Origin of the sequence: Streptomyces sp. FH025 (assembly GCF_017427025.1) — a bacterium.
In the GTDB taxonomy this organism is placed as follows: Bacteria; Actinomycetota; Actinomycetes; order Streptomycetales; family Streptomycetaceae; genus Kitasatospora.
Window position 1 is genome coordinate 12,835 of the sequence record NZ_JAFLNG010000019.1, and the last position, 16,747, is coordinate 29,581.

A 16,747-nucleotide genomic window follows, 5' to 3' on the forward strand; every position below is an offset into this window, starting at 1 on the left:
GCAAGCGCGCACAAGACCGCGCTCCCCTCACTCCGCAAGCCGGGGATGCTCAGCGACTGCCTCGAAAGCGAGCCCACTGCTGGGCTGCCTGGTTGAGGTCAGCAGTCCACGGGTCCGGGTCATCTCCGGCGATGTCGGCCCACATCCGGGCCTGGGCCTGCGCGAAGACGTCCACAACCGTCGGATCGCCGAGCCTCCATGCTGGAAGCCTGGCGGCCCATGCCTCCGCCTCAGCTGGGCTGTGATCGCCCGCCGCAATCAGCCAGATCACCCACAGGGCCGCGTCGATCCAGGGCGCTCCACGCGTGGCCCACGCCCAGTCGACCAGAAGTGCACGGCCCCTCTGAATCAGGACGTTCTCGTTGTTCAAGTCGGTGTGCAGCAAGGAGTTTCCGGCGAACCGGGCCAGCATCCCGGGGTCGTCCACGTAGGCGGCCCACCGCTGTTCAGCGCGACGGAGCTCGATCGGGGGACACGGGGTGCGGCCGAGTCGGCTGAGGGCGTCGACCATCAACTCCAGGTCCCCGGCCTGCCGGTAGTCCGCGTGGCGGGCCTCGACGTGCTCGAAAGCGACGAGGCTCCAGTCGTCGACCTCCAGGTGCCACAGCAGCGCGGGAGCGAGGCCTTCCACGTAGGGGTTAATCTCCGCCTCGCGCCGCTGCGTCCACACGCGCGGGTGACTCAGCTGCATCCCCTTGACGAAGACGGCGCCCGTGGAGGTGGTGAGCTTGGCGGCAATCTCGGAGTTGAAACCGGCCGAGGCGGTCTCCGCAGCGAGAACCGGCATGCCGAGGCGGGCGGCGACAGCCCTGTGCACGGAGTCGGGCAGATCCGCCCAGTGAATGCGGGTGGTGGTCACGGTGTCCAGGCTCCCAGAAGTCAGCCCGGAGGCCGACGGCACCACAGCCGTCGGCCTCCGGGGAAAGCGATCTAGCGGTACGGGTTGTCGTCGCTGCACCCGGGGAGGGCGTCGGCGCCGAAGTCCTCCATGTTGTCGATGAACTCCAACGTCTCGTCGTCCTGTTCACGCCGGGTGGCGGTCATCTCGACCATGACAGCGGTCATGCTGCACTTCCTTTCTGTCCGTGTTGGCAGTAGGTGTTCAGTGGTGCCTTCGCCTCCTGGTAGCGCTTGGCCAGCGGCCGGCAAACCGAGCAGTTCCCGGAGAGCTGGCAGCCGGAGCAGCCACCGGTGCGAAGCATGAGGCGGTCGGCGATTCCGCCGAGCCTGGCGAGGCCTTGTGCGCCTTCGGCCATGAGGTCGATCTGCTCGTCGCGGCCGACCTTGCAGATCGAGGCCCTTCCGTGCGGGTCGACGTGGAGGAACGTGTGGCCCGCGTTGCAGCCCGCGAATCGTTCGAGCGGTTTCAGGTGGGCGGGCGACTGAGATCCGAGCGATTCGGCGCCGCCGTAGATCGTCGGCGACATGTGCGTGTACTCCTTGTAGGGACAACCGAGTTCGTCAGCCATCGCGCGCATCCGGTCGTGCTCGTGCGCGTTCTGCGCGGTGACGATCAGCGCCAGTTGCAGCGGAAGACCGGCCTCGATCCCGGCGGACAGTCCGCGTGTGACCCGCTTGTAGGCGCCCCGGCGACGAGTGAACGAGTCGTACGTTTCCGCAGTCGCCCCGTAGAGGGAGACGGTGACCCGGTACGGCCTGCTGGTGGCGAGCGCCTCCAGGACGGCAGGGTTCGACAACCGCGTGCCGTTCGTCAGGACCTCGATCATCATCCCCAGCTCGTACGCGAGCTGGCACGAGGCGGCGAAGTGCGGGTCGATCAACGCCTCGCCGCCCGTGACCTGGAGCCACAGGACTCCGGCGTCCCGCAGCATCAGGAGCAACTGCTGCTTGCCCTCAGCGTCCAGGCCCGCGAACCGCTTCTCTCCGAGGTAGCAGTGCTCACAGTCCAGGTCGCATCCGAGGTTGATCTCCCAACTCGCCCGGCTGTGCCCGTACACCGGGGCGTCGCGGAACAGAACAGCAGCGTCCACGCGCCGAGAAGCCAGTTCCACGCCCCATCGCACACGGGCGGCGTCTGCCAGCCAGGACGGAAGGTAGAGCCCGGAGTCACGGGCTCGTTCAAGTTCCTGGAACCGCTCTTCGGGCAGCCTGATGCCCTCCAGGCGGCCCGGTCTGAGCACAACAAAGCTGCTGAGGAACGGGCTCGCGATCAGGTCGTGCAACATGCCTCTCCTTCTCTCGGTGGTCGGCGGCCGCGCGGAGGACTCGCAGATGCGCCTCAGCGGCCGACCGGTTGTAGAAGCGCCTGATCCGGTCCGAAGAGCCCGGAACACGTACGTACGTATGCTGTTCGCGGTCGTAGATGCTCCAGCAGTCCAGCAGCAGGAAGTGGGGGCTCCGGGAGTCGATCACACGGATCTCGTACTGGGGCAGCGCGGAAGAGGTCGTCACGGCACGACCTGCGCCTTCGGCTTGTCCCCGAGGTTCAACCCCGACTGTTGCGCTCCGGCCTGAGCCACGAAGACGAGCGCGGCGAGCCGTGCATCTCCCATCACGCTCTCGTCGGGCGCCACCTCGAACCACACCACTTTGCCCGCCTCCACCGGATACCAGCCCCAGGAGTGGGCCAGCGCCTCCACCAGCAGGAGGCCACGGCCACCAGTTGCCATGTCGTCGGCCTTGTTCCTGGCCGGCGGCTGCGGATTCCGGTCTGCGACCTCGACCCTCAGACGGACGCCGGTCCACCGGACCACGATGCGGAAGCGCCCCTGCGCGTACTCGATGGCATTGGCCAGCAACTCGCCGGCGCACAGTTCCGCGTCCCGCATCGAATCGTCCGACATGGGGATACCCCAGGACCGAACGATCTGCGTGACCTTGTGACGAGCCAGGGGCACCGCAGCAACGTCTGCTTCGACGTCCCATTGACAGAGCACCAGGACCATCACGGTGTTCAGCGGAGTCATAGCCGTTCCACTCCAAGCCGATATCTCGGCGATCGCGCGCCTTCACGCTTCTCCCTCGCGGCGTTCCGGCGCCGCATCACCCAGGAAACAGGCGGGAGTTGGGGCAAGCCAGAGCAGTTCGGGTGCGGTTCTGGTGCATACTCGATGCACCAGGAGCTCTGACCTGGATCAATGCATCAGCAGAGCGAAGGGACAACAGCATGGCGGCCACCAGGCCACAGCTGGCGCGGAAGCGAAAAGCCCTGGGCTACAGTCAGGAGAGGTTCGCCGAAACGCTCGATGTCGATCGGTCGACGGTCGCCCGTTGGGAGCGTGGCGAGACCGAGCCGCAGCCACACATCCGGCCCAAGCTCGCCCAGTTGTTGAAGCTCACCACCGCAGAACTTGAAACCCTGTTCGTTCCACAGCCGACCGGCAACGATCCGGTGATGGCCACCCCACAGGCCGGGATGGCGATCTCGACCAGCCCTGCGGTTTCCTGGACCTACCTGGATGTGAGTGACGTTGACGAAATGAACCGCCGCGAGTTCCTTCAGATACTGAGCATCACGGGCACGTTGGTTGCGCTGCCGCCCATCGGTTCTGACCAGGAGGCGGGCTACGGCGCTGGTCCTTTCGCCGCAGACCTGGACAGGTACAGCCAGGTGAATGCGCACCTGTGGCAGAGCTTCTCGCTCGCCCGCACCAAGTCCGCCGTCTATCCGATGGTCCGGGAACACCTCAGCGCACTCATCGGCGCCTTCGAGCGGACCCGGACCGAAGCAGAACACAAAGGACTTTGCACCGCCACTGCGGACCTCCTGCAACTGGCCGGTGAGATCTTCTTCGACAGCAACCGCTACACCGAGGCAGCGCACTGCTACACCCTCGCCGCCAGCGCCGCCCGTGAGGCCGGGACCCACGATCTGTGGGCCTGTGCTCTGACCCGACAGGCCTTCATCAGCCTGTACGAACGGCAATTCGCCAGGGCGGTTCCGCTACTAAACGCGGCTTCGGAGCTGGCCAAACGCGGAGATCACGGGCTCTCGACTCGCCACTGGGTAGCGGTTGTCCAAGCCGAGGCGTTCGCCAGCCTGGGAGACGTTGACTCATGCAACCGGGCTTTGGATCTCGCTGGCGAAATCCACTCGCTGAGGGGGCAAGTCCACAACGGCGGCTGGCTGCGGTTCGACGGTTCCCGGTTGGCGGAGGAGCGAGGCACCTGCTACACACGGCTCGGGCGGCCCGATCTTGCGGAGGAGGCCCTAGCCGAGGCGTTGAACCAGCCGCTTTCCCCACGGCGTCGGGCGAGCGTTCTCACCGATCTGGCCATACTCGGGGTTCAGCAAAGAGACAGTGATCGCCTACTGTTCTACGCCGGTGAAGCCTTGTCGGTCGCCCAGCAGAATGGTTCGGGATACGTCGGTCGCAAACTGAGGGAGCTGCAAGGGCGCCTCGAACCGCTCAAGGCCGACCGGCGCATCTCCGCCCTGAGCAGCCAGATCGCAAGCCTGCCCGCGATCCCATCCTGAACGGACGACGAGAGGACTGAGCATGGAGAACGAGGACGGCCGGATCTTCCGCGAGGCGTGGATCGCCGGGGTCAAGCAGCACTTCCCGGGTGAGCCGAAGCCGGGTTACATCACGCCTTGGGAGGAAACCCCGGACTGGGAACGGCAGTCGGCCGCCGCCGTGTTCGGACAGGTCCGCGACTTCATCATCGTGAGCGGCGGGACGACCGCCAAGCTCAACCGCGAACAGAAGGGCCGCTTCGTCGCCCTGTGCTGGATCGCCCAGATCCACAAGCACATCCCGGACCCGAAGCCGAGCTACGTCGCCGACTGGGACGCCCTGCCCGACTGGCAGAAGGAAACGGACGCCGACATCTTCGAGCACATCGAGCAATCCGTCTGATCTGTCTCTCCGCATGTCTGCCTCGCTGCTGAAGCGAGGCAGACATGCACATAGTGCCCGACCGGATCGCCGATATGGCCGGGTGATCAGAGGCCGGCTTCGTCCAGTAGGAGATAGAGCACGCCCACGAGCGTGCCGCTGCTGACGATCTCACGACGGTCGATCATGCCGCGCAGCTCGGTCAGGGGAATCCACTCGATCCGGTCGGACTCGTTGCGTTCGGTGGGAGGACCCACCTGCTCGACGGCATCAGCGCGGAAAACGAAGTGCTCGGAGTCGGTGATCCCGTTGGCAGGCTGGGCGTAGATCAGTGGCTTGACCTCGCCGACCTTCCAGCCGGTCTCCTCCAGAGCCTCACGGGCTGCCGCCTCCGCCGGCGTCTCGTCCGGCTCGATCAGCCCCATCGGGAGCTCCCAGGCCCAGGTGTCGGTGATGAAGCGGTGCCGCCACATCATGAGGACCTGTTTGTCGCTGTTCACGATGGCAGCGACCGCGAGGTGCCGCAGCTTGACCACGTGGTGTTCCCAGCGGTGCCCATCGGGCTGTTCGACATCGGCCAGCCACAGATTCACCCACGGGTTCTCGTAGATCGGACGTTCCCCGTGGATCTTCCACTGCATGGCTGCGGCCCCTCTCGGTGGGCCCATAGCATCTCAGAGACCGGGTGAATGATGTGTGCCCTCATGGCATCCGCACCGCAGGAAGGACCCGACCGACATGGCTCAGCCGACCGCCGACGAGACCAGTACTCTCAAGCCCGCCACGGAGTCGATGACCCTGCTGGTCGCCGCCGTCATCGTCCACGACCTCGAAGCCCAGCGTGTTGTCCTTCTCCGGCGAGGGCCCAAGGCCAAGTTCGCCCAAGGCATGTGGGATCTGCCCGTCGGCAAGAACGAACCCGGCGAACCGATCACGGAGACGGCGGTTCGCGAACTCAAGGAGGAGACTGGACTCGCAGTCTCTCCAGAGGATCTGCGACTGGCCCACGTCATCCACGGGGCCCGAGGCGTCGAGGCACCCAACGGCTTCCTGACCGTCGTCTTCGCCGCCCACCGGTGGTACGGCGAACTCGCGAACGGGGAACCCGCCAAGCACTCGGAGGTCGCATGGACCGACACCGACGCCGTGCCGGACGAATTCGTCTCCACCACCAGGTCAGCTCTGCTCAGCTACCTCAACAGCGGCCCCAGCGTCTCCCTCGACTCGTGGCAGGGTTGACGACGCCACCCGAAGCAATCGGCTTGCATTTATGGCGGTGCTCCATGGCTACCGTCCGCCCCCGACCGACCCGTCGCCCCGCGATGCCATGACTCAGACGAGAACCTCGGTCACATTGCGCTTCTTTGACGATGAGTTACCTGAAGAACATTCGCACGTATTCGCCTCGCCGAGGCGTGAAAGGAGTCAGACGGTGGCCGACGACCTGTCCCCCGTGGCGCGGTTCCTGTTCGAAGCGGGGACGCTCAAGCACACCAAGCGCACGGGCTGGTGGATGGCCGGCGTTCGCGATCCCGAGTCGGTCGCCGAGCATTCCTGGCGGACTTCGCTTCTCGCCTCGATCATCGCCAGGCTCGAAGGCGCCGATCCCGCGCGGGCCGCCTTCCTCGCCACCTGGCACGACGTCGCCGAGACGCGGACCGGTGACGTCAACTACCTCGGCAAGAAGTACGCGACCAGGGCCGACCCGGAGGCGGTCACGGCCGACCAGGTCGAAGGCATGCCCGAGGTCCTGGCATCGACCGTGCAGGACCTCATCGCCGAGTACGAAGGCAAGGAGTCGCCCGAAGCCGTCTGCGCCCGGGATGCCGACAAGCTGGAGTGCCTGCTCCAAGGAGTCGAGTACCTCGCCCAGGGATACGTGAACGCACAGCGGTGGATCGACAACAGTCGAGGGCGGTTGACCACGAAGACCGCCACCGATCTCGCCGACGCCATCCTGGCAACCGACTCGCTCGACTGGCTCCGCCACGCCCTCGGAGAGAAGCCACGCTGAACCGAGTCTCCGAGTGCGACGCCCACCTTCAGGAGTTCGGCTGGCTTCTCGGGCCCTACCGCAGCGATGCCCCGGTCTCGGAACTGGCCGACCGAATCACCGGCATGACGACCGGTCATAGACAGGCCTCGCCCAGTGGCAGGTAGAGCACGCCCTCGAGCGCGCCGCTTACTACCGTCCCCTACTCCCTGAAGAGAGCTGCGAGGTAAGGCTTCACAACACCACGCTGTACAACTCACCATTCCGATACGACGACAACCTGCTGGTCAACCCGCATATCTTCGGCCAGCCAGCCAGCGCCAACCCCCTGCTCCATCTCAAGCGAGTGGACACCACCGGCTGGTTCGACAACTACGCTCAGAGCTTCGAAGCAGTCTGGGCCCACGCGCGGCCCTGGATGCCCGACCAGGAGGGGACCGCCGCACATGGGCAGGACTGAGTACTACAACGACCCCAACGCCCCCAAGGCCAACACCCTCATCCCCGCCAGCAATCTGCTCGTCGTCGACGACTCCGGCGCCATCCTTCTGCAGCGCCGCCGCGACACGGGCCAGTGGGCACTGCCCGGCGGAGCGCAGGACATCGGGGAGACCGCCGCCGAGTGCGCGGTGCGCGAGTGCCTGGAGGAGAGCGGCATCCGAGCCGAGATCACCGGCTTCCTCGGCGTCTACACCAACCCGAACCACATCGTCGCCTACACCGACGGCGAGATCCGCCAGCAGTACGAGAACGCCTACATCGGCCGCCCCATCGGCGGCGAGCCCACGATCAACGACGAAGCCGACGGCGTCCGCTTCGTCCAGCCCGCCGACCTCGACCAGTACGACATCCACCCCAGCATGCGCCAGCAGATCGGCGACTACCTCTCCGGCACCTATCCCTACCTCGGCTGAGCCCCCAGCGCCGCCTCCACACGCGCCACGGCCTCGAAGATCTCCGGCGACGCCCGACGGATGAACCGCCCCACCACGCTCTCCGCCCCGTAGCGGCCGAGGATCTCCGCCACGCGTTCCTCGGCCGTGGTCGGGCGACCGTCGGGCGTTGTCGTCATGTCGCACCACACCAGGGCGTCGACCAGGTGCTGGTCCTCCAGCAGCGGGAACTCGGCCTCCAGTACCTCCCGGAGGCCGCGTTCCTCGGCCTCAAGCAGCGCGAACGAGTGGTTCGCCACCAACCGCGTGAGCTGGTCATCAGCCCCATGGACATCACGGAGGAACCGCGCACCATCGAGCGGGTGGAACCCTGTTACCGCCAACCTCGGCGCGTAGCCGACATCGTGCAGCAGAGCGGCACAGGTGAGAAGCCCAGCCTGATGGCCGAGAACTCTTTCGAGGCGGCCGGCTCGGTCTCCCACGCCTTGAGTGTGCGCCCAGCGCCGGGGCAACGGCTCGGCAAGCTCGTTCTTCGCCACCATCCTGGCCCAAGAAGCCGGCTCTTCGCTCATGCGTCGATGGTTCCCGTGATAACCATCACTACGCATTCGGGGCCAGACGATGCGCGGTCGACGTCACGCCGAAGCGGGGACGCTCAAGCACACCAAGCGCATGGGCTGGTAGATAGGCAGATCGCAGGTCTGCCCGCGATCCCATCCTGAACGGACGACGAGAGGACTGAGCATGGAGAACGAGGACGGCCGGATCTTCCGCGAGGCGTGGATCGCCGGGGTCAAGCAGCACTTCCCGGGTGAACCGAAGCCGGGCTACATCACGCCTTGGGAGGAGACCCCGGACTGGGAACGGCAGTCGGCCGCCGCCGTGTTCGGACAGGTCCGCGACTTCATCATCGTGAGCGGCGGGACGACCACCAAACTCAGTCGTGAGCAGAAGGGCCGCTTCATCGCCCTGTGCTGGATCGCCCAGATCCACAAGCACATCCCGAACCCGAAGCCGAGCTACGTCGCCGACTGGGACGCCCTGCCCGACTGGCAGAAGGAAACGGACGCCGACATCTTCGAGCACATCGAGCAATCCGTCTGATCTGTCTCTCCGCATGTCTGCCTCGCCGCTGAAGCGAGGCAGACATGCAGACAAGAGGCTTCCTCCTGCGCATTGCACGGTGGATTTTCGCGCTGCCGCCTCGGCAATGCCGAGGCGGCAGCGCTCGAATGCCGGGGTGGCCGGTGAGTTCGATGGCGGACCGCCGGTGAGGAAACGGCGGCTACCGGATGCAGGCCGCCGAAACTGTCGGCCGAACGCCGTTGTCTCCGGACACACTTCGAAGGGTCGTTGATGTACTCGGAACCTGAGCCGGACACCGCCAGACGGATGCGCGGGATGCACGCCACAGCCGCAGCGGCGCTCGACGCGACGCCGGTCGGCTCGCGCGAAGCGTGGGGCTGGCGCGGGCGTACCCTCAGCCGCCCGGTTGCCACGGCGTCCGGCGAGGGCTGGCTCCGTCTGGTGTCCGCTCCGGCCGACAAGGCCGGCGGAAAGCTCTGGGAGGGACCGCAGGAGGCGGAGCGGCTCATGCCTCCTGCGGTACCCAGGCCGCGTCTTCGGGGGCGGCGAACCTGGACCGAGGGCGAGCACGGCTACCTGGCGGAGCTGTACGACAAGGTCACCGCCTCCACCATCACGACTCACGAGCCGATCCTCCGGGATGCGCCCGACCTGGACGACGCCTGGTGGGACGGGCTCAGCACCGCCCTCGACGCCATTGCCACCGTTCCCAGCGACCGGGTGGCGGTCCGGCAGGAATACCTGGACCGCGCCATGCCCCAGTACCTGGGTATCCCGATCGACACCAAGGTGCCTGCCTGGACGACGGCCCACGGTGACCTGCACTGGGCCAACCTCACGGGCCCAACCCTCACGGTCCTCGACTGGGAAGGCTGGGGCGTCGCGCCCGCCGGGTACGACGCCGCGCTGTTGCACTCGTACAGCCTCCTCGTGCCGGACACCGCCGCCCGGGTCCGTCACCGACTCGCCCACATCCTCGACACTCCGGCCGGACAGTTCGCCGAACTGGTCGTCATCACAGAACTACTGCAGACCACCACGCGAGGCGACAACCTCGACCTTGAGGAGCCTCTACGAAGGAGGCTCTCCGCGATCACCGGATGACCGGATGACCGGCCCTCGACCCCCTGGTCGAGGCCTCAGGCGGGCGGCACTTGAACGATGACCGGACGGCCGCACCGGGACACCATCAACTGCGGCCCTGACAAAGCGGATTGACGGTGCACTACGGATATTTCCGGCCAAATTGCCGATGTGTCCATGCCGCATCTTTTGGAGCGTTCCAAGTATGTCTACGCTCACACCAGCTCCACAACCCGGCCCCGTACGACCATGGTCGTTCGGGGTCGTACGGACCTTCCGATTGGACTGGTGTGAAGTGATCAGAAGGCATCACCGACTGCTGGACCGTCCCTCGATCGCGGCCCTCCGGGGCCGGCTCGCCGCCCTGGTGGGGGTGGTCGCCCTGCTGGCGGCCGTCCTCACCGGAACCGCCGCCGGCACCGCCAGTGCCGCGCCTGCCACTACATCCGCCGCCGCGCCCACCGCCGCATCCGCCCCCGCCGCCGAATCCGCTCCCAGCGCCGGGCCGGTGGTCGGGTGGGTCTGCAGCGGGACACCCATCCCGCCGGGCTGGGTTCTCGTCGCGCACATGGCCGGGTGCAACGGAGCCGGCCAGTGGCTCCAGGTACCCGTGAAGGACGGCATCTGGACCTGCGCCACCTCGCCGATCCCGCCCGGCTACGTGCTCTCTGGCCACACGCGCAACGGCTGCGACGGCATGGACTCCTGGTACATGCGGCTGCCCATCGACGGCCTGTGGACCTGCGGCACCTCGCCGCAGCCGCCCGGGTACGTACTCACCCAGCATTACCCCAACGGCATGGGCTGCGACAACATCGACGCCTGGTACATGCAGAAGGTCAAGGACGGCATCTGGACCTGCGCGGGCTCACCGTTCCAGCCCGGGTACGTCAACATCTACCACAGCGACACCATGTGCAACGGCGGCATCGGAGCCTGGTACACGGTGCTGGCCAAACCGGGCATGTGGATGTGCCCGTACCAGCCCGTTCCGGCCGGCTTCCACACCACCTACTACAACAAGGATTACTGCAGCGGCCTGGGCGGCTCGATGCTCGTCCGCGACTGATCCCATCCGCGGCACGGACTCCCCGAACCCTGGGGCGCCGCCCGCCGACCCGGCCGATCGCGCCGGGCCGGCGGGCGGTCGGGCGGTCGGGCGGCCGAGCGGTCAGACCCCGATGGTGCGCCGCACAATCCGGCTGTCAGCCGATCACCTGGTCCGGTTCGTCCAGCCATACCCGGTGCTGCCCACAGAAGTGACCGTCAGGCCGAACCGGCCGAGGCCCGACCCACACCCGCCAGGGCGGCGTTGCCACCGCCCTCACCTGGAGTTCGCGACGCGTGCCCGGGGAGGGCCCCGGGTACGCGCTTGGTTTGCGGCGACGCTCCATGGTTATAGTCCGACCATTGACGGCGGCAACATCAACTCCCTTTGCCATGAAGACAGATGGCCAGCAACGGAAGGGTTTGCGACATGTCCGCCAAGCGCGTGGGAGCCCTGGTTGCCATGGTCTCGGCGGCGGTCATGGCGCTGACGGCCTGCGGCGACGGCGGTCCGGCCGGCACCCGAAAGACCGTGGAACTGGAGGCCAGTTGGGCGGTGGCCTACCACTCGGTGGCCGACCTGAAGAAGCACTCCCAGACCGCCGCCCAGGGGCACTTCAGCAAGGTGCTGCTCCAGCAGACGGACCGGAAGAGCGGCGTGCTCTCCACCGACTTCGAGTTCACGGTCGACAAGGTGTTGTACGCCCAGGCCGGCCGCGTCCTCACCCCGGGCTCCGCCATCACCGTGCACCAGACGGGCGGAGTCGTGGACGGCGCCGTCCACCAGGTCAAGGACGACCCGCTGTTCACCGTGTCCGAGACCTGTGTGCTCTTCCTGGAGGAGTACGAGCCCGGCTCCTACATGGTGGTCGGCGGTCCGACCGGGCGTTTCGAGGTCAAGGGCGGCGCCGTCACTCCCGTCAACGACGAGGGGCCGGCTTTCCAGGGCAGCGCCGACGACTTCGCCGCCGCCGTGGCCAATTCCTAGGAGCACTTGGGCAGCGCGGATCGGCCGGGCACGGCAGTCAGCTCCCCAGGAAGCGCAGGACGGCCAGCACCCTGCGGTTGGTGCCGTCGTCCCGCGGCAGCCGCAGCTTGTCGAACACCGCGTTGGTGTGCTTCTCCACCGCGCTCCTGGAGACGAACAGTCGCTGCGCGATGGCCGTGTTGGTGTGGCCCTGGGCCATGAGTGTCAGCACGGTCCGCTCACGGTCCGTCAGCAGGTCGAGGTCGTCGGTGTGGCGCGTGCGTGCCAGGAGGCGACGCACCACCTCCGGGTCGAACACCGTGCCGCCGTCGTGCACCCGTTCCAGCGCGGACAGGAACTCCTCCACCCTTCCGATCCTGTCCTTCAGCAGGTATCCCACGCCCCGGGTGTCGGCCGCCAGCAGCTCGGTGGCGTACCGCTGCTCGACGTACTGCGACAGCACCAGCACTCCCACCTGCGGATGCTCGGCCCGAAGCCGCAGCGCGGCCCGCAAGCCCTCGTCGGTGTGGCTCGGAGGCATGCGGACGTCCACGACGGTGACGTCCGGGGGCCCGGTGGCCACCGCGGCCAGCAGCGCGTCCGCGTCCCCCACCGCGGCGGTCACCTCGTGTCCTTCGTCTTCCAGGAGGCGTACCAGGCCCGCGCGCAGCAGTGCGGAGTCCTCGGCGATCATCAACCGCATGGCAGCTCCGCGATCACATGCGTGGGGCCGCCGGGCGGGCTGTCCACGGTCAGGCGTCCGTCCAGCGCGGCGATGCGGCGCGCCAGTCCGGCCAGTCCCGGCCCGGCGGGATCGGCGCCGCCACGTCCGTCGTCGCGCACCGACACCCTGACCACGTCGGTGTCCTGGTCGATCGTCACCTCGATCCGCGTGGCCCCGGCGTGCTTGGCCGAGTTGGTGAGGGCTTCGCGCACCGCGAAGTAGGCGGCCGTTTCGACGGCAGGGCTCGGCCGCCGCGTCAGGTTGCCGCTGAGGTGCACCGGAATGGCTGAGCGTTCGGCGTCCACGGCCAGTGCCTCGCGCAGTCCCAGCTGGTCCAGCGATGCGGGATACACTCGCCACGCCACCTGCCGCAGTTCCTCCAACGCCTGCTCGACCTCGGTCTGTGCCTGCCGGTACAGCTCCTCGGAGTTCTTGCGGCGCGCCCGTCCGAGCAGCATCGCCACCACGATCAGCCGCTGCTGCAGCCCGTCGTGCAGGTCGCGCTCGATGCGGCGCCGTTCGGTGTCCACGGCCTCGACGATCCCGGACCGGGTGGCGGCCAGTTCGTCGATCCGGCGGCGCATCCGGGCCAGTTCGTCGGGGCCGAGGAAGCGGCACACCAGCCTTCGTTCCAGGTCGGCGACGGCGGCCAGTCCGGCCAGGTCGAGGAAGAGCAGCAGCAGGCCGACTGCGAGGAGGTATCCGGCGATCGGCCAGGTCGGAGCCATGCCGTCCGCGTCGTGCCCGGCCAGCCAGCGCAACAGCCCGGACGCAGCCGTCCACGCGCCCGCTGCCAGCAGGAACAGCGCCCCGCCGCCGAGCAGCCCGACCGGGATCCGGCACCACAGGTAGGCGGCGGCCCGTCGCGGCTCGATGCCGTCCGAGGAAGCGGCGGCGCCGCCGAGCAGGACGGCGACGCGTCGCTGGTCCAACGCGGCCAGCCGGACCGCCGGCCCGGTGGACCGCACCAGTGCCCCCGCGGCGAGGACGGCGAGCCCGGCACAGGCCGAGACCGTGCCGAGCGCGATACCGGCCGCGGCGCGTACGGGCCTCAACCGCGGTGCCGGGCGCTCGGGCGGCGGCGCAGCCGCACCAGGAACCAGCGGGCGACGGCCAGGACCGCGAGTGCCACCACCGCCTTCGACACCCATCCCCCGTACTCCTCCACCAACTGCCAGTTGCCGCCCAGCCAGTATCCCAACAGCACGAACACGGTGTTCCACACCAGACTGCCGAGGGCGGTCATCGCGGTGAAGGCCGTCAGCGACATCCGTTGGATCCCGGCCGGTACGGAGATGAGGCTGCGCACCACCGGCACCATGCGGGCGAGCAGCACGGCGGCGCGGCCGTGCCGCTCGAACCACGCCTCGGCCCGGTCGATCTCGTGCGGGCTCACGAAGGGGACGCGGGCGGCGAGCGCGCGGGTGCGGTCGCGGCCCAGGAGGGCGCCGGCGGCGTACACGATCCAGGAGCCGACGACGGAGCCGAGCGTCGTCCAGATGATGACGGTCGGCAGGCTGAACCGGCCCTGCCCGGCGGCGAATCCGGCGATCGGAAGGATGACCTCGCTGGGCACGAACGGCAGGACGGTGTCGACCAGGTTGGTCAGCCCGGCCCCCGGGGCGCCGATGGCCCCCATGACGTCGGCGGCCCATCCGGCGACGCCGCCCGCGGGCTCGGCGGGAGCGGTGAGGAGCATCGAGGAAGCCGATGTTGTGATCATGCCGTTCACGCTAGGAAGCGGGCGGGGCCGCCACCATGCGGTCGACCGCCCGATCGCACTGTGGTTTTCCGCAGCCACCGATGCGGGGATTCGGAGGCCCCGCCGGTGTCCCCGATGGGGCGTGTGTCACAGATGTATGCTCCCGTGAAACCGACGCGGAGGACTTTCGCGTCGACGGCAGTGGAGTTGGTCGAATCGAGCGGCCGGATCCGCTTCGCGGAGGGCTGGTTCGGCGCACTGCCCGCAGCCTTCGACCGGCATGGGCGTCGCCTTTCAGTCGCCGAAATCAGCTACCAACTCTCCTCAACGCCAACCGATTTGGGAGAGGCCATGAAGGTTCTCATCACCGGCGGTGCCGGGTTCATCGGGTCCACCATCGCCAGCGCCTGCCTGGACGAGGGCATCGAGCCCGTCATCCTGGACGATCTGTCCACCGGACGGCCCGAGTTCGTCGCCGGCCGCACCTTCTACCGGGGCGACATCGCCGACGGCGAGCTGATCGACCGGATCTTCCGTGACCACCCGGACATCCACGCCACCATCAACTGCGCCGCCCGGATCGTCGTGCCCGAATCGGTGGCCGACCCGCTCGGCTACTACGATGCCAACGTCACCAAGGGCCTGGCCCTGGTCACCCACCTGCTGCGCAACGGCTGCCACCGATTCGTCTTCTCCGGTTCGGCCTCGATCTACGACGCCGGCCAGGCCATCACCGAGGACGCGCCGTTCAAGCCGCTGTCCCCGTACGCGCGCACCAAGGCGGCCTTCGAGGGCGCGCTGGAGGACGTCACCGGCGGCACCGACCTGCGGGTCATCACCCTGCGGTACTTCAATCCGATCGGCGCCGACCCCAAGCTGCGCACCGGACTTCAGACGACCAGGCCGACCCACGCCCTCGGCGTCATGATCGACCGCTACCGCGCCGGTGAGTCGTTCCCGGTCACCGGCACCGACTGGCCCACCCGCGACGGCTCCGGCATCCGCGACTACGTCCACGTCTGGGACCTCGCCGCCGCCCACATCGCCGCGGTGCGCCGCTTCGACACCGTCCTGCCCGAGGCCGGACCCCGCTACCTGCCCATCAACCTCGGAACCGGCGACGGCACCACCGTCTTCGAACTGATCAAGGCGTTCGAGGACGTCACCGGCGAGCCGCTCCCCCACCACCTCACCGTCGCCCGCCCCGGCGACAACGCCGGCGCCTACCCTTCCATCGACCGCGCCCGCACCCTCCTGGAGTGGGCCCCGACCCACACCCTCCAGGAGGGCATCGCCGCCGCCCTCGCCTGGAACAAGGCCCGCCACACGATCCTCGAAGAGGAGTGAAGGCGGCTGCCGAGCACCCCACCGGAGTGACAGTGTCCGAAACCCGCCAGTGGCGCGGCCCGCCCCCGCCCGCGCGGACACCGCATGGTCTTCGGCGGCACCGAGAAGCAGCCGAAGACGACGGAGCGCCGCCCCGAGTTGATCGGGGCGGCGCTCCAAGGGGCGTGCGGGACTCGGCCCGCACACGGCCGCGGTCTCCGGTGCGACGTCGAGGGTCAGTGCCGGGCGGCGAGGTGCTCGACCAGGCGGTCGAAGCTGGAGTTGAGGCCCGCTTCGGCCTCCGGGCCGCGGAACATCGCCGGCACGTCGGTCTGGTGCAGCACGACCCGCGTGCGGCCGTCACCGAGGTCGGTGAAGGTGAGGGTGGAGCGCATGCCCGTACCCTCCACCAGCATCGCGAAGAACTCGCCGGGCCGGAGGTCGGTGATCTCGGCCTTCAGCGGGAATCGGTCGCCGGTGGCATCGACGACCATGGTGCTGTCGTAGCGCCCGCCGACCTTCGGCTCGATGGTCACGGTGTCCAGCGGAACATGGGTGCCGACCGGCCCCCAGAAGCGAACGAACTGCTCAGGGTCGATGTACGCCCGGAACGCGGCGGCCGGGGCGCCCGGCAGCTCGCGGGTGATGGTCAGCTCGCCCAGGTTCTCGGTCATCTCGGTGTCTCCTCCGTCGTCGCGGTGTCGCTTTCACAGGGGTAGACCGGAGCCGCGTCGAGAACTCATCGCTGTTCGCGAAAGTTTTTTCGGCGAGTTTTCCGGGGCCTGTGAGCACGCGCTGCCGAACGGTGGGGCGCCACGCCTCGCCGCCACGCTTCCCTTCCCCCGGGCAGGCGCCGCTGAGCGAGGTCATCCGGTCGCGACGACACGCGGCCGGCGGCGCCCTGCTGACCAACGCCCGTGGGCGCGGGCCAAGATGGCCTCGGACACCGACCAACGCCCCGAGGGAGCAGTCGACATGACCCAGCAGAGCGCCGAGGAAGCCCCGGGCATCGCCGTGGCGATCGTCGTGCAGGACGGCCGGGTGCTGATGGTGCGGCGGCGGGTGGCCGAGGGCCAACTCTCCTGGCAGTTCCCGGCCGGGGAGATCGAGCCCGGCGAGTCGCCGGA

21 protein-coding genes and 1 pseudogene are annotated in these 16,747 nt (G+C 68.2%); 12 read left to right on the forward strand and 10 right to left on the reverse strand.

Translation table 11 applies throughout. The features are described from left to right. Positions 1–49: 49 nt before the first annotated feature. From J0670_RS02680 to J0670_RS02690, 4 genes are all read right to left on the reverse strand, one after another. Complete coding sequence (locus J0670_RS02680; protein ID WP_207809184.1) at positions 50–859, reverse strand: aminoglycoside phosphotransferase; 810 nt, start codon at positions 857–859, stop codon at positions 50–52. Between the two features lie 71 nt (positions 860–930). Continuing rightward, a complete protein-coding gene (locus J0670_RS39810) occupies positions 931–1,065 on the reverse strand; it encodes a hypothetical protein (protein WP_279382930.1) in 135 nt (44 codons plus the stop codon). Continuing rightward, entirely contained in the window at positions 1,062–2,186 is a 1,125-nt protein-coding gene (locus J0670_RS02685) for a radical SAM protein (RefSeq protein WP_207809186.1), read from the reverse strand. Before J0670_RS02685 ends, J0670_RS39810 begins: the two co-directional genes overlap by 4 nt. A 222-nt stretch (positions 2,187–2,408) precedes the next feature. Further along, positions 2,409–2,927 (reverse strand): ATP-binding protein, encoded by a 519-nt coding sequence (locus J0670_RS02690; protein ID WP_207809188.1) that lies wholly within the window; start codon positions 2,925–2,927, stop codon positions 2,409–2,411. Between the two features lie 200 nt (positions 2,928–3,127). Between J0670_RS02690 and J0670_RS02695 the strand changes: the two genes are divergently transcribed. Then, complete coding sequence (locus J0670_RS02695) at positions 3,128–4,438, forward strand: helix-turn-helix transcriptional regulator (protein WP_207809190.1); 1,311 nt, start codon at positions 3,128–3,130, stop codon at positions 4,436–4,438. 22 nt (positions 4,439–4,460) lie between these two features. Then, entirely contained in the window at positions 4,461–4,820 is a 360-nt protein-coding gene (locus J0670_RS02700) for a hypothetical protein (protein ID WP_207809191.1), read from the forward strand. 86 nt (positions 4,821–4,906) lie between these two features. On the opposite strand, the gene J0670_RS02705 is transcribed toward J0670_RS02700, so the two are convergent. Continuing rightward, positions 4,907–5,440, reverse strand: a complete 534-nt coding sequence (locus J0670_RS02705) for an NUDIX domain-containing protein (RefSeq protein ID WP_207809193.1) — start codon at positions 5,438–5,440, stop codon at positions 4,907–4,909. A 97-nt stretch (positions 5,441–5,537) separates the two neighbouring features. On the opposite strand from J0670_RS02705, the gene J0670_RS02710 reads away from it, so the two are divergent. The 4 genes and pseudogenes from J0670_RS02710 to J0670_RS02720 all read left to right on the forward strand — a co-directional run bounded on the left by J0670_RS02710 (position 5,538) and on the right by J0670_RS02720 (position 7,706). Further along, complete coding sequence (locus tag J0670_RS02710) at positions 5,538–6,038, forward strand: NUDIX domain-containing protein (protein ID WP_207809195.1); 501 nt, start codon at positions 5,538–5,540, stop codon at positions 6,036–6,038. Between the two features lie 193 nt (positions 6,039–6,231). Beyond that, the gene (locus J0670_RS02715; protein ID WP_207809197.1) at positions 6,232–6,813 is read left to right on the forward strand and encodes an HD family hydrolase; all 582 of its coding nucleotides are present in this window, start codon (positions 6,232–6,234) and stop codon (positions 6,811–6,813) included. Positions 6,814–6,982: 169 nt separating this feature from the next. After that, a pseudogene (locus J0670_RS38860) lies at positions 6,983–7,252 on the forward strand (XRE family transcriptional regulator); the annotation flags it as partial. Beyond that, positions 7,239–7,706 (forward strand): NUDIX hydrolase, encoded by a 468-nt coding sequence (locus J0670_RS02720; RefSeq protein WP_207809199.1) that lies wholly within the window; start codon positions 7,239–7,241, stop codon positions 7,704–7,706. The pseudogene J0670_RS38860 and the gene J0670_RS02720, both read left to right, overlap by 14 nt. Here J0670_RS02720 and J0670_RS02725 read toward each other — a convergent pair. Then, complete coding sequence (locus J0670_RS02725) at positions 7,694–8,257, reverse strand: HD domain-containing protein (protein WP_207809201.1); 564 nt, start codon at positions 8,255–8,257, stop codon at positions 7,694–7,696. The genes J0670_RS02720 and J0670_RS02725 overlap by 13 nt on opposite strands. A gap of 172 nt (positions 8,258–8,429) precedes the next feature. On the opposite strand from J0670_RS02725, the gene J0670_RS02730 reads away from it, so the two are divergent. From J0670_RS02730 to J0670_RS02745, 4 genes are all read left to right on the forward strand, one after another. Beyond that, positions 8,430–8,789 (forward strand): hypothetical protein, encoded by a 360-nt coding sequence (locus tag J0670_RS02730; protein WP_207809203.1) that lies wholly within the window; start codon positions 8,430–8,432, stop codon positions 8,787–8,789. A 252-nt stretch (positions 8,790–9,041) separates the two neighbouring features. After that, a complete protein-coding gene (locus J0670_RS02735) occupies positions 9,042–9,875 on the forward strand; it encodes a hypothetical protein (RefSeq protein WP_207809205.1) in 834 nt (277 codons plus the stop codon). 274 nt (positions 9,876–10,149) lie between these two features. Then, complete coding sequence (locus J0670_RS02740; RefSeq protein ID WP_207809208.1) at positions 10,150–10,923, forward strand: hypothetical protein; 774 nt, start codon at positions 10,150–10,152, stop codon at positions 10,921–10,923. A gap of 408 nt (positions 10,924–11,331) precedes the next feature. Continuing rightward, positions 11,332–11,889, forward strand: a complete 558-nt coding sequence (locus J0670_RS02745) for a hypothetical protein (protein ID WP_207809210.1) — start codon at positions 11,332–11,334, stop codon at positions 11,887–11,889. Positions 11,890–11,926: 37 nt separating this feature from the next. Here the strand turns inward: J0670_RS02745 and J0670_RS02750 are convergent, their stop codons facing one another. From J0670_RS02750 to J0670_RS02760, 3 genes are read right to left on the reverse strand one after another with little or no spacing between them, the layout of a single operon-like run. Beyond that, entirely contained in the window at positions 11,927–12,571 is a 645-nt protein-coding gene (locus J0670_RS02750) for a response regulator transcription factor (RefSeq protein WP_207809211.1), read from the reverse strand. Beyond that, complete coding sequence (locus J0670_RS02755) at positions 12,562–13,647, reverse strand: sensor histidine kinase (RefSeq protein WP_243436425.1); 1,086 nt, start codon at positions 13,645–13,647, stop codon at positions 12,562–12,564. Before J0670_RS02755 ends, J0670_RS02750 begins: the two co-directional genes overlap by 10 nt. Next, on the reverse strand, positions 13,644–14,315 hold the full coding sequence (locus tag J0670_RS02760; protein WP_243436426.1) for a DedA family protein: 672 nt from the start codon (positions 14,313–14,315) through the stop codon (positions 13,644–13,646). Before J0670_RS02760 ends, J0670_RS02755 begins: the two co-directional genes overlap by 4 nt. A 330-nt stretch (positions 14,316–14,645) precedes the next feature. Between J0670_RS02760 and galE the strand changes: the two genes are divergently transcribed. Further along, positions 14,646–15,641 carry a UDP-glucose 4-epimerase GalE gene (gene galE / locus J0670_RS02765; protein WP_207809214.1) on the forward strand — a complete coding sequence of 332 codons (996 nt, stop codon included), beginning with the start codon at positions 14,646–14,648 and terminating at the stop codon, positions 15,639–15,641. A 215-nt stretch (positions 15,642–15,856) separates the two neighbouring features. Here the strand turns inward: galE and J0670_RS02770 are convergent, their stop codons facing one another. Then, a complete protein-coding gene (locus J0670_RS02770) occupies positions 15,857–16,294 on the reverse strand; it encodes an SRPBCC domain-containing protein (protein WP_207809216.1) in 438 nt (145 codons plus the stop codon). Positions 16,295–16,595: 301 nt separating this feature from the next. Between J0670_RS02770 and J0670_RS02775 the strand changes: the two genes are divergently transcribed. Then, on the forward strand, positions 16,596–16,747 hold a 152-nt coding region (locus tag J0670_RS02775; protein WP_207809220.1), incomplete at its 3' end, for an NUDIX hydrolase.

What these genes read in the sequence shown, in the direction of transcription:
- J0670_RS39810 (WP_279382930.1), bottom strand. Translation starts at nt 1,065, where the DNA reads ATGACCGCTGTCATGGTCGAGATGACCGCCACCCGGCGTGAACAGGAC.
- J0670_RS02685 (WP_207809186.1), bottom strand. Translation starts at nt 2,186, where the DNA reads ATGTTGCACGACCTGATCGCGAGCCCGTTCCTCAGCAGCTTTGTTGTG.
- J0670_RS02690 (WP_207809188.1), bottom strand. Translation starts at nt 2,927, where the DNA reads ATGACTCCGCTGAACACCGTGATGGTCCTGGTGCTCTGTCAATGGGAC.
- J0670_RS02695 (WP_207809190.1), top strand. Translation starts at nt 3,128, where the DNA reads ATGGCGGCCACCAGGCCACAGCTGGCGCGGAAGCGAAAAGCCCTGGGC.
- J0670_RS02700 (WP_207809191.1), top strand. Translation starts at nt 4,461, where the DNA reads ATGGAGAACGAGGACGGCCGGATCTTCCGCGAGGCGTGGATCGCCGGG.
- J0670_RS02705 (WP_207809193.1), bottom strand. Translation starts at nt 5,440, where the DNA reads ATGCAGTGGAAGATCCACGGGGAACGTCCGATCTACGAGAACCCGTGG.
- J0670_RS02710 (WP_207809195.1), top strand. Translation starts at nt 5,538, where the DNA reads ATGGCTCAGCCGACCGCCGACGAGACCAGTACTCTCAAGCCCGCCACG.
- J0670_RS02720 (WP_207809199.1), top strand. Translation starts at nt 7,239, where the DNA reads ATGGGCAGGACTGAGTACTACAACGACCCCAACGCCCCCAAGGCCAAC.
- J0670_RS02725 (WP_207809201.1), bottom strand. Translation starts at nt 8,257, where the DNA reads ATGAGCGAAGAGCCGGCTTCTTGGGCCAGGATGGTGGCGAAGAACGAG.
- J0670_RS02730 (WP_207809203.1), top strand. Translation starts at nt 8,430, where the DNA reads ATGGAGAACGAGGACGGCCGGATCTTCCGCGAGGCGTGGATCGCCGGG.
- J0670_RS02735 (WP_207809205.1), top strand. Translation starts at nt 9,042, where the DNA reads ATGTACTCGGAACCTGAGCCGGACACCGCCAGACGGATGCGCGGGATG.
- J0670_RS02745 (WP_207809210.1), top strand. Translation starts at nt 11,332, where the DNA reads ATGTCCGCCAAGCGCGTGGGAGCCCTGGTTGCCATGGTCTCGGCGGCG.
- J0670_RS02750 (WP_207809211.1), bottom strand. Translation starts at nt 12,571, where the DNA reads ATGCGGTTGATGATCGCCGAGGACTCCGCACTGCTGCGCGCGGGCCTG.
- J0670_RS02760 (WP_243436426.1), bottom strand. Translation starts at nt 14,315, where the DNA reads ATGATCACAACATCGGCTTCCTCGATGCTCCTCACCGCTCCCGCCGAG.
- galE (WP_207809214.1), top strand. Translation starts at nt 14,646, where the DNA reads ATGAAGGTTCTCATCACCGGCGGTGCCGGGTTCATCGGGTCCACCATC.
- J0670_RS02770 (WP_207809216.1), bottom strand. Translation starts at nt 16,294, where the DNA reads ATGACCGAGAACCTGGGCGAGCTGACCATCACCCGCGAGCTGCCGGGC.